General features: G+C 62.9%; 5 protein-coding genes. 1 reads left to right on the top strand and 4 read right to left on the bottom strand.

Translation table 11 applies throughout. The annotated features are described in order from the left end of the window. The first annotated feature begins 237 nt into the window (after window positions 1–237). On the top strand, window positions 238–957 hold the full coding sequence (locus ACZZ0Q_RS00685; protein ID WP_463560201.1) for a 16S rRNA (uracil(1498)-N(3))-methyltransferase: 720 nt from the start codon (window positions 238–240) through the stop codon (window positions 955–957). 135 nt (window positions 958–1,092) lie between these two features. Here ACZZ0Q_RS00685 and ACZZ0Q_RS00680 read toward each other — a convergent pair whose 3' ends face one another. The 4 genes from ACZZ0Q_RS00680 to ACZZ0Q_RS00665 all read right to left on the bottom strand — a co-directional run bounded on the left by ACZZ0Q_RS00680 (window position 1,093) and on the right by ACZZ0Q_RS00665 (window position 11,087). Then, window positions 1,093–1,623, bottom strand: coding sequence for a ferritin-like domain-containing protein (locus ACZZ0Q_RS00680; protein ID WP_122492092.1), 531 nt, complete (start codon window positions 1,621–1,623; stop codon window positions 1,093–1,095). Between the two features lie 153 nt (window positions 1,624–1,776). Continuing rightward, window positions 1,777–2,253: a chemotaxis protein CheW gene (locus ACZZ0Q_RS00675; protein WP_122492093.1), complete on the bottom strand. Its 477-nt coding sequence runs from the start codon at window positions 2,251–2,253 to the stop codon at window positions 1,777–1,779. 21 nt (window positions 2,254–2,274) lie between these two features. Continuing rightward, entirely contained in the window at window positions 2,275–3,294 is a 1,020-nt protein-coding gene (locus ACZZ0Q_RS00670) for a chemotaxis protein CheB (protein ID WP_463540445.1), read from the bottom strand. Continuing rightward, window positions 3,291–11,087 (bottom strand): Hpt domain-containing protein, encoded by a 7,797-nt coding sequence (locus ACZZ0Q_RS00665; RefSeq protein ID WP_463560988.1) that lies wholly within the window; start codon window positions 11,085–11,087, stop codon window positions 3,291–3,293. Before ACZZ0Q_RS00665 ends, ACZZ0Q_RS00670 begins: the two co-directional genes overlap by 4 nt. Window position 11,088: the final 1 nt, after the last annotated feature.

Here is an 11,088-nt window from a genome sequence, read left to right as displayed (position 1 = left end):
CTATCCCGCTGATGCACAAGCGTTTTCCTATTAAATCGCGTGCACGCTTTCAACATTCAGATAGTCAACTTTCGCAGACTTCAAAACACCTACATTAGTTGGCGTTATCCGAAGTATTACCGGGGCATCGATGAACTTTTCCCGGCTTTTTGAAGCGCGCCCCGCATGCGCGAACGAGAATTTCAAACACGCTCTGGGCTATGCTTGCCGCCCCTATCGCCGACTGCCGTTTTCGCCATGCGCCTCTCCCGATTCTTTATTGATGCCCCCCTCTCTATCGGCCAGCACGACCTGCCAGAAACCCAGGCGCACTACATCGGCCGCGTGCTGCGTCATGCCGTTGGCGATGCGGTGCAGCTGTTCGATGGCAGCGGCCAGGAGTTTCTTGGCGAGCTGATTGAAGTAGGCAAAAAGAATGTGCGCGTGGAACTGCGCGAGGCGCTGCCGGGGCAAGCGCCATCGCCGCTGCATATTCATTTGGGCCAGGGGTTGTCTCGCGGCGAGCGCATGGACTGGGCCATTCAGAAGGCCACGGAACTGGGCGTCAACGAGATCACGCCCATCGTTAGCGAACGCTGCGAGGTGCGCCTGAAAGGCGAGCGTGAAGACAAACGCCTGGAGCACTGGCGGCAAGTGGCGATCAGCGCCTGCGAGCAGTGCGGGCGTTCGGTGTTGCCGGTGATTCATCCGCCGGTTGTTTTAGGGCTGTGGCTTGAGCAGGCCCAGGCCGACTTGAAACTCGTGCTGCACCCGGTGGCAGAGCCACTGACCAGCCATGACAAACCGCAGTCACTGGCGTTTCTGATTGGGCCGGAGGGTGGTTTGTCGGACGCCGAAGTGGCGCAGGCGCAGGGCCGGGGGTTTCAGGCGGCGCGGTTAGGGCCGAGGGTGTTGCGCACGGAGACGGCGCCGGTGGTGGCGTTGAGCGTGGCGCAGCAGTTGTGGGGGGATTTTTAGTTCTACGTTTGCCCCGGCCCTCTCCCCTAGCCCCTCTCCCAAAAGGAGAGGGGAATTGAGCAGCGACTCGGTTAGCTCCCCTCGCCCGCTTGCGGGAGAGGGGCTGGGGGAGAGGGCCGGGCGAAACGCCTATCCTCAAGAATCCTTCAACAAATCCGCCAAATCATCGGCATGCTCTTCTTCCTGCGCCAGAATCTCTTCGAACAGGCGGCGCGAGGTCGGGTCGTCGTTGCCCAGGTAGTTGATGATTTCCCGGTAGCTGTCGATGGCGATACGTTCGGCCACCAGGTCTTCGGTAATCATCTCTTTTAGCGTCGCGCCTTCGACGTATTCGGCGTGGGAGCGCTCGGTCAGGCTTGCTGGATTGAAGTCCGGCTCGCCGCCCAGCTGCATGATGCGCTCGGCCAGTTGGTCCGAATGCGCCAGCTCTTGTTGAGCGTGCTCAAGGAACTCGGCGGCAGCGGCGCTGGCTTTCAGCCCGGTGGCCATGAAGTAGTGGCGTTTGTAGCGCAGGTAGCACACCAGCTCGGTGGCCAGCGCGGTGTTGAGCAGCTTGATCACTTCTTCGCGGTTGGCCGAGTAGCCCTCGGTAATCGCGCCTTCTTCAATGTGCTGGCGCGCGCGTTGACGCAGCGTGGCCACGTCGGTCATCAGAACAACAGTCATTTTTCACTCTCCATCAGCAGAACGGTCGGTAGCGCAGGCTCTAGCGGCCGGCGTCTCGGTGTACTGAGGTGTGAGTGGCGAGGCGGGGAAAAGTTTGAAGTTTTGTGAGGGGCTTGCGTTGGGCTTCGCGGTGCGAAGCCCAACGAGGGGGCATCAGATCAAGCCGGCATCCGCGAGCATCTGCTCCAGGGCCAGCAGGTCGGGAATTTTCGCCACGGCTTCACCGAAGCTCACGGCGTCCAGTTCCAACGGCGCCAGCGGCACGTCGGCCCGCGCCAGCTCGGTGCCCACTTTCAGCGAGCGCGGAATACCTTGCACCAGCAGCGCGAGGAATTTCACGTTGGGCCGGCCGCCCAGGGCGTTGATCACGGCCACGCGGGCGCCGGGGCGAATTTGCGGCTGGCCGTCGGAAGCGGCTTCAAACGACAGCAACGGCAAGCTCAAATCCCGCCAGGCCATTTGCCCGAGGAACCAGGCCGGCATGCCAGGCGTTACCTGCGGCGCGCGATAGGGAATCAGCTCGGCCACGGCCACGTTCGGCAGCAACAAGGTACGGTCGGCCAGGGGCACCAGCAACCCGGTGATGCTGGTGGCGGTTGAGGCGGTGGTTGGGGTGACGGCTTGGCTCATGGGGAAATCCTGTCGGCGCTATCAGGCGCACTGCGACGCTAAATGGTTGACCAGCGTTTCCGCCAGTTCGCGCGGGTCGCCACTGTAGGCGCTGTAGCCGCCTTCGCGCAGGCTGTCGGGCATGCTCGCGCACACGCAACTGTCGGCGCGTTGGGTCCAGATGGCGCCGCCTTGGCGACGCACATACGCAGCGGCGGCACTGCCGTCGCTGCCCATGCCGCTGAAGGCGATCACGCCGCTCATGGCACCGAAATGCTGGGCGAGGTTGAGCATCATCTGGTCAATGGACGGGCTGTACGGTTCCGGCCAGCCTCGGTCGGCAATCTTCATGGCGCCGTCTTCGGCAAAGCCCAGTTCGTATTGAATGGGCGCCACCACCACTTCACCACAGCGCACCGCGTCGCCTTGGCGTGCGGAATTAACGTGCCATTGGCTGTGACGGCCCACGGCTTGCGGCAAGGTGGCTTCGAAACTGGCGTCGATGTGCTGGGCGTAAATAAAGCCAATCGGCAAGCCGCCCGGCAGCGCATCGAGAAAAGCTTTGACCGCCGCCGGGCCGCCCAATGAAGCGGCCAGCAGCCACACCTGACGCGCGGGCGCACCGGCGGCCAACGGCGTATTGGCCAGCGCTGTTGGTAAATCCAACCGCGCCGGACGCTGCGCTTCGTCAAACAAGGCTTGCAGGCTTGGGCCGACCGCTTGCGTGGGGTCGCCTACCAGTCGCTTGAGCTTGCCGACCAGGCGGCGCTCCCAGCGTGGGTAATTTTCAGAATGCCGCTCCGGCGCATGGCCTTCGCCAAACAGCACCGGCACGTCGGCATGTTCCAGCAGGGTGTCGATCAGCGGCGAGTCTTCAGACTGCGCCAAGTCCACCAACCACAAGTCCGCTTCGCAGGCGGCCAGCGCCTCGGCGTCGAGGCGCGCGGGGTCGGTGTTGAGCACCACGTTATAGCCGCTGCCCGTCAGCGCCTGTTGCAGCACATGGCGCTGCAACGAGGTGTCGGCGAGCACGGCGATGCGTGCGCTGTTTTTTTCGGTCATGTGCGTTTAACCGGGTGTTCGGCGACCAGCTTGGCGATGGTTTCCAGCAGCAACGACTCTTGGTACGGCTTGCCGAGGTAATCGTTAACGCCAATGTTCATCGCCCGCTCACGGTGTTTATCACCGGTACGCGAGGTGATCATGATGATCGGCAGGTCTTGCAGGTTCTGATCGTGACGCACCAGGTTGGCCACTTCGAAACCGTCCATGCGCGGCATCTCGATGTCCAGCAGCATGATGTCCGGCTTGTGCTCCTGCAGCAGCGAGATGGCGTCCACGCCGTCTTTGGCGGTGAGCACGTTCATGCCGTTACGCTCCAGCAGACGGCTGGTCACCTTACGCACGGTAACCGAATCGTCGACCACCATAACCAGCGTCGGCCGTTCCACTTCCACCTCGGCGGGCAGGGCGGTACGGCTGACGGTGCGGGTTTGCAGCTGGTTGAGCAGGTGCGCGTGACGCACCCGAATGGTCGCCAGCAGGTCGAGAATCACCACCACGCGACCGTCCCCGAGGATGGTCGCACCGGAAATGCCATGCACACCGGCGAACTGCGGGCCGAGGCTCTTCACCACGATCTCGCGCGAACCGGCCAGTGAGTCCACTTGCACGGCTACGGCGTGGTCGCTGGAGCGCACCAGAATCACCGGCAGCGGCAGGCTCTGGCCTACCAGCTTCGGCTGCTGGCCGTTGTTCAGCAGGTCGCCCAGGTAACGCAGCTCGTATGCTTGGCCGGCGTATTCGAAACGCGGCGCGTCCGGTGCGTAATAGGCTTCCAGCTCGTACGGCGACACCCGCACGATACCTTCGATGGTGTTCAACGGAATGGCGTACAGGTCTTCACCGGAAAGCACCATCAACGCGCGGTTTACCGACACGGTGAACGGCAGGCGGATGCGGAAGGTGGTGCCCTCGCCCGGTACCGAGTCGATGCTCATGGAGCCGCCGAGTTGTTTCACCTCGGAGTGCACCACGTCCATGCCCACGCCACGGCCAGAGATCTGTGTGACCTTCTCGGCGGTGGAGAAACCGGCTTCCAGAATGAACTGCAGAATTTCGTAATCGGTCAGGTCCGAGGCGCTGTCCATCATGCCGCGCTCAAGCGCTTTACGGCGCACGGCGTCGAGCTTGATGCCGCCACCGTCGTCGGCCAGGGTCAGCACAATGTCACCACCCTCGCGGCCGAGGCTCAGGCGAATGGTGCCCTGCTCGCTTTTGCCCGCCGCACGACGCACATCGCTCGGTTCGATACCGTGGTCGACGGCGTTACGCAGCATGTGTTCCAGCGGCGCAACGATACGTTCCAGAACCGTACGGTCCATCTCGCCGTCGGCGTTACCGACAATAAAGTCGACCTGTTTGCCCAGCTCGCTCGCCACCTGGCGAACGATACGGCGCAGACGTGGCACCAAGCGGTCGAACGGCACCATGCGCGTACGCATCAGGCCTTCTTGCAGTTCGGTGTTAACGCGCGCCTGTTGCAGCAACAGGGTTTCGGCATCGCGGTTACGCGCGGCCAGGGTTTCTTTCAGTTCCAGCAAGTCGGAGGCCGACTCGAACAGTGCGCGCGAGAGCTGCTGCAACTGCGAGTGACGGTCCATTTCCAGCGGGTCGAAATCTTCGTAGCCCACGCGCTCGGCTTCGGCCTGGAAGCGGCTGATGATTTGCGACTGGGTTTCGATGTCGAGGCGGCGCAACTGGTCGCGCACCCGGTCGATGGTGGCTTCCATCTCGCCAAGGGTGAAACCGAAGTCACTGACCTGCTGCTCGACGCGACCCCGGAAAATCGAGGTCTCACCGGCCAGGTTAACCAGGCCTTCCAGCAACTCGGCCGGTACTTTCACCAATTCTTGCGGGGCGCGGCGAGCGGCGGCGTCCAGCGCGGCTTCCTGGGCGCGGCGTACAAACGGCAGCACCTTGGAGGCAACCGGCGCCGAGGAGAATTCGCTGGCAGCAACAATCGGATTGGCCAACGTATGCACGGCTGGCACGGCGCTCGGCTGCGGCGCAGGCTCTGTCGATTCAGCGGGCTCGTGGCTGGCTTGGGCCAGGTCGGCCGCCATGCTGTCGTTGACGCGCTGACGCAGCTGATCAAGTTCGCCTTGCAGCGCCTCGAAGCCCGATTGCACATCGAGGAACAGACTCTCCGGCCATGGCGCGCCTTGTTGCTGCGCCTCGGTCAGGTGTTGTTCGAGGTTGTGGGTCAGGTCGCCAAGGGCTTTCTGGCCGGCCAGGCGCGCACCGCCTTTGAGGGTGTGCAGAATGCGCAGCATGTCGTCGATGGCATCGCTGTCGTCACGCTTTTCTTCCCAACGGCCGATGGCGCTTTCCATGCTTTCCAGCAGGTCGTCGGCCTCTTCGAGAAAGATGTCGAGGATGTCGTCATCCTCAGCGTCATCCGCGAAAGGCTCCTCGGCGGCGGCAACCAGGTGCACGCTCGACGGCATGCTTAGTTGTTCGTCGGGGTTGGCGCGAAAGCGTTTGATGGTCTCGATCAGGTCGTCGCCCTTGGGCACGTGACGCTTGTCGCGCACGGCTTCAAGCATCTCGGCCAGACGGTCGTGGCAGCTTTGCAGCAACACGAACAAACCTGGGCTCGCGCGCAGACGGCCATCGCCCAAGCCTTCGTAAAGAAATTCCAGTTCGTGGGCCAAGTCGCCAATTTCGCGAATCTCGGCCATGCGTGCGCCACCCTTGAGGGTGTGCAGATCACGCTGCAACGATTCCAGTTCAAGGCTGTTATCGAGGTCATCTTTCCAACGCTGCAAGGCGGCGCTGGAGCTGTCGATGATGTCGAAGCCTTCTTCAAGGAAGATTTCCACCAGCTCCGGATCGCGCTCGTCGTCGAAGGCGGTCGGGGCCGGGGCTTCATAAACGACAGGCTGCGGCTCGGGCTCAGGCAGCGTAGCAACGTCGGCAACCTCGACGACCGGGGCGAGGTCTTCAACGCGTGGCTCGTCGTTCGCCAAGTCCGGCGCTTCTTGCTCAAGCTCATCGAGCTCAGGCTCAGGCAGCACGTCGTGCAGTTCTTCAGCGCTCAGTTCGGCGGTAGCTGTCACGTCGTCGAAGTCGATAGCGTCCGGCTCAAGCTCAGCGTCCACCAGCTCCACCAGCGGCAGCTCTTCGAGCTCGTCTTCGGCAGCAATCAATTGCGCTTCCGGGCTGGGCACATCTTCAACCAGGGCCGCGTCGACGTCGGTCAGTTCAACCGGTTCAGCGAGGTCGAGGTCATCGAGCATTACCGCTGCGGCGGAGAGGCTCTGCGCGCCGCCCTGGCGAAAGTTGCGGATGTCCTGAACCAAGTCCGCCGGGTCGTGCAGCGGCTGGTTAGCCTGCAACTGATCCAACAGCACGGCGAGTTTGTCGTGGCTGCGTTGCAGCAGGCCGGCTAGCGCAGGCGAATAGCTGTAACGGCGGTCGACCAAGCCTTCGTATAGGGTTTCCAGCTCGTGGGCCAGGTCGCCGATTGGGCGAATGGCCGCCATACGCGCGCCACCTTTCAGGGTGTGCAAGTCGCGCAGCAGGGAAGACAGGGCCAAGTTGTTGTCTGGTTCACCGAGCCAACGGTCCAAGGCCTGGCCGGAGCTTTCGAGGATGTCCACCGCCTCTTCGAGGAAGATTTCCACCATCTCGGCGTCGAGCGGATCAGCCTCGGCAACCACTGCCGGAGCGGGCGCCAACGGTTCTGGCGCAGGCTCAATCAATGCCAACTCTTCAACGGCTGGCATCACATCTGCGGTGGGCAGTATTTCTACGGTCGGCGGCTGCTCCGGCACATCATCCACAACCGGCTCGGCCGCGAGCGCTTCGACATCCGGCAACGCGTCGAACGCCGACAGGTCGTATTCCTGCACCGGTTCTTCGCTGGAGTCGTTGCTCCACTCGGCCATTTGCAGGTCGGCGGTGGCTTCGTCCAGCTCGACAATATTCAGCCCCGCTTCACCGCCGGGGCTCAACAGCGCCAGAGTCTGGGGGTCGAGTGCCTCGCCCAGCAACTGACGCAAGGCTTCGACGCGTTGCGGCTCGGCGCTCACCTGCAGGCCGGCAGCCACCTGATCCATCATGCTGATCAGCGCTTCGTGGGCACTTTCCGCTTCACTAAAGAAGCGCTCGCTCACCGCCAAGCTGCCTTCTTCGACGGCACCGTAGAGGTCCAGCAGGGCCTCGCACAGCTCATCGATTTGCGGCAGTTCGGCCATCTCGGCGCCACGGCCCAGGGTGGTCAGTTCGTCGAGCAGGGCACTCAGTTCCTGACGCTCGGAGGGGTGCTCGCGCCATTTGCGCAGCAGGTCCTCGGCGTCCAGCAGAATGTCCATGCCTTCGGAGAGGAAAATGCCGATCAGTTGCGGGTCGCGCTTGTCGCTGCCTTGCAGGTCTTCACGGGCCGCCTGAGCGGTTTCCAGGCGTTCCTGGTGCAGCTTGGCGACGCGTTCGAGGAACTCGGGAGCCCCCTCGATCGGTGCCAGCGGATGGGTTTCGAGTTGCTCCAGACCCTGACGGAACAGCTGCTCGGCGGTATGCAGCAATTCCGCTTCGGCCAGGTCCATGGGGATCAGGTTGGTTTTGAATTCCTTGGCCAGTTTTTCCAGCGGCGTGGCAATTTCTGCAATCGGCAGAATACCGGCCATGTGCGCGCTGCCCTTGAGGGTGTGCAGGGCGCGTTGCAGGTTATCGGTGATTTCCTGCGGCAGCTGCTGGGCGCAGTCGGCGAGGAAGCCCACCAATGTGTCGAGGTGGGTTTCCGCTTCATTGCGGAAAATCTCGATCAGCTGCGGATCCAGCGCTTCGATTTCTGGCGAGGTGACAGCCGCCGTTTCGCCCACGGCGTCGGCTGCCTGCACGGGCGCCGGGGCTTCAGGTTTTGGGCGGCGCTGCCCCCGCGCCAAGGCGTGGGCGGTGGCGGCCAGCGCATCGACGTCGTCGCGCTGACGCTGGGCCTTGGCGGCAAACTCATCGACCAGCGCGGGCATCAGCGCAACCACGTCGGCAATCACTTGCTGCACGTCTTCGTCGGGCTGAATGCTGCGGTCGAGCACGCGGTTAAGCAGGTTTTCGATGGACCAGCCCAGCTCGCCGATAATCAGCGCACGCACCATGCGACCACTGCCCTTAAGGGTATGGAAGGCGCGGCGCACTTCGGTGAGCGCGGTTTTGTTGTCGGTGTCGGCGCGCCACTGCGGCAGGTATTCGGCGATGGTTTCCAGCACCTCGCCGACTTCTTCGATAAAGACTTCGAGCAAGTCTTCATCAATCGGCTCTTCGCCTTCAGGCGGCGGCAGCAGGCTCGGCGGCACATCTTGCGCCGGCGGGTTGATGGCCTGCACCGGGGTGGCCATGACATCGGCCATCGACATCGGCTTCTCAGTCGGTGCCGCAGCGACAGGCGCTTGCGGCTCGGCAACTGGCAGGTCGACTTCTGGCAACTCCAGTTCAGCCAGTTCGGCTTCGTTCCAGTCGGCCGGATTGTCGTCCAGCGCGTCCAGGCTAAGTTCTTCGAGACCACCTTCTTCCAACGAGAAAGCCGGCGCCTCGGGGGCGTCGAGTTCAAGGTCGCGGAGCTCAAGGCTGTCGCTGTTCCACTCAGTCGAAGCTTCGCCAAGGGTCAGCGGTTCGTCGTTGAGGTCCAGCGTTGGCAGTTCTTCAAACGAACTCAGCTCAACCACTTCGCCGGGTGCGGCAGGAAGGTCTTCGAGGGTCCAGCTGTCTTCGAGCGCGAGCATATCGGGCTCGGCAATTTCCAGCTCAGTGCTTTCCAGTTCGCTGCTTTGCAGTTCACTGAAGTCCAGGCTCAGCTCGTCGTCGGCCAACTGTGCAGTCGGCTCCGGCGCTTGCAGATCTTCCAGGGAGAATTCGATACCGCCGGCGTCGCCGCTGGCGGGTGCGCTCGCCGTCTCGACAACCGGCAGGTCTTCGAGGCTGAAGCTTTCTTCGATAACGCCAAAGTCCGATTCGAACGACGACAGCTCGGCCTCAAACGGCGCGGGAGCCGGCTCGGCTTCTTCGGCCAACTCAGGCGCTTGCTCCAGCACGTCGATGTCGTGCATCGGGTCGGCCAGGGGCGCGAATGTTTCAGGCTCCGGCTCAACGCGATCAAGGATCGACGGCTTCTCTTTAAGCGGATAACCCAGGGCTTCCAGGCTTTCCTCGGCGACGTCGAGAATCAGGTCGCCTTGGGCGGCGTGGTCTTCGCTCAAGCGTTCGAGGTAGTACTCAACGCTGGTGATGGCGTCGGCCAGGGTGTCGAGGCTCTGCCAGTTCGGCACGGCTTTGCGCGCCAGCAGTTGCTCCTGGATATAACGGTTGCACGCCTGCAGCAACGCGGCGGCACGCTCCAGCGGAATCATGGCCAGGCCGCCACGGGCCTGGGTCAGCAGCTCTGGCACGCGGGCCAGGTGCTCGTGGTTCCACTGCGAGGCGATGAATTCGATGATCGCGTCTTTGGCCTGTTCCAGGCCGTTGCGCGCTTCCTTGATCACCAACTGGTGAATCTGGCCAACGTCGGTAGTCGGCAGATGGCTTTCTTCGCGGCGGCCGTCATCGGCAGGGCCGACCATGCCGGCCAGGGTCGCTTCGACGTACAGCAGCGCACCGGCAACATCCATCAGCACCGCATCGCTAGGCTCACGCTGTCCGAGCGACAAGCCATGCACCACGTCAATCTGATCGAGGATGACTTTACGCGGCTGGCCAAAACCCAACACGGCCAGGGTGTCGGCGATTTGTTTGAGCGGCGCCAACTGGCTGTCCAGTTCGGCGACTTTGCTGCGGTCGCTGCGCACGAACAGGTCGAGGCTGTCTTTGACCCGCACCAATTCTTCGCAAAGCGCGGCGACCACCGAACGCATGGCGTCACGGTCCGGACCGGCGAGGCGGGCGCGCTCTTCGTCGACGATGTCGTCGTCAGGCAGCGCTTCGTCGAGGCGGTACTGTTCTTTGAGCTGGCGAATGCGCGGCGATTGCGGACTGGACTTGGCGACGTAGAACAGCAGGTTCTTGGTCAGTTCGTCCGGGGCCGGCTGGTTGATGCCGTCGGCACCCTGCTCCAGCAGACGTTTGAGTTCTTTATCAACCTGGCGCAGCAAGGTGCGCACGGAGCTGCCGTTGAGCACGCTGCCGTTGGACAGACCTTCGACGATGCCCGAGGCGATTTGCCAGAGCGGGCCTAGCGGCGCGTCTTTGCACAGCACTTCGAGGCGCGCGAATACGCGGGCCATATAGCCCAGGTTGGTGCCCAGGTCCTGATTGCGGATTACGCCAATCAGCGCCATTTGCAGCATCTGGCGCAGTTTGCGCAGCAGCACCGGCAAGTCGGCGGTACGCAGTTGGGCCAGGGAATCGGCAGAGAGCGCCGGCTGGCGCACGGTCATGTCGGGGGAGAACAGGCTGGTTTCGGACAGCAGCTTTTCGCCACGGGCCGAGCGCAAATCGTTAAGCAGCGGCAGCACGACCATGGGCAGGTCGCGGCGAGCGGTTTGGATGCGGTCCAGGTAAACAGGCAGTTGCAGGATGGCCTGCATCAGCACTTCCAGGGCTTCACCCTGATTGCTGACGCGGTTTTCCATCAGGGCCTGGGCGAGGTGCTCCATCTCTTCGGCGAGCAAGGCTGCGCCGTAGAACTCCACCATTTGCAGAGTGCCGTGAACCTGGTGCGCATAGGTCAGGCAGAACCGCATGCGCGTCGAGTCCTCGGGGTTCTCAACGAACGCCTCAAGGGCCTGCCGTGCCTGTTTCAGGGTTTCTGCGATCTCGCCTTTAACCCACTCCAGGGCGACATAATCGTGCCGATCACCCATA

The organism is Pseudomonas sp. AC070, from assembly GCF_979258635.1.
Note: the sequence above shows the minus strand (reverse complement) of the source record. Positions and strands in the feature narration are given on the sequence as shown.

Excerpts from the sequence above, each read along its gene's own strand:
- ACZZ0Q_RS00665 (WP_463560988.1), bottom strand. The coding sequence starts at position 11,087 with ATGGGTGATCGGCACGATTATGTCGCCCTGGAGTGGGTTAAAGGCGAG.
- ACZZ0Q_RS00685 (WP_463560201.1), top strand. The coding sequence starts at position 238 with ATGCGCCTCTCCCGATTCTTTATTGATGCCCCCCTCTCTATCGGCCAG.
- ACZZ0Q_RS00670 (WP_463540445.1), bottom strand. The coding sequence starts at position 3,294 with ATGACCGAAAAAAACAGCGCACGCATCGCCGTGCTCGCCGACACCTCG.
- ACZZ0Q_RS00675 (WP_122492093.1), bottom strand. The coding sequence starts at position 2,253 with ATGAGCCAAGCCGTCACCCCAACCACCGCCTCAACCGCCACCAGCATC.
- ACZZ0Q_RS00680 (WP_122492092.1), bottom strand. The coding sequence starts at position 1,623 with ATGACTGTTGTTCTGATGACCGACGTGGCCACGCTGCGTCAACGCGCG.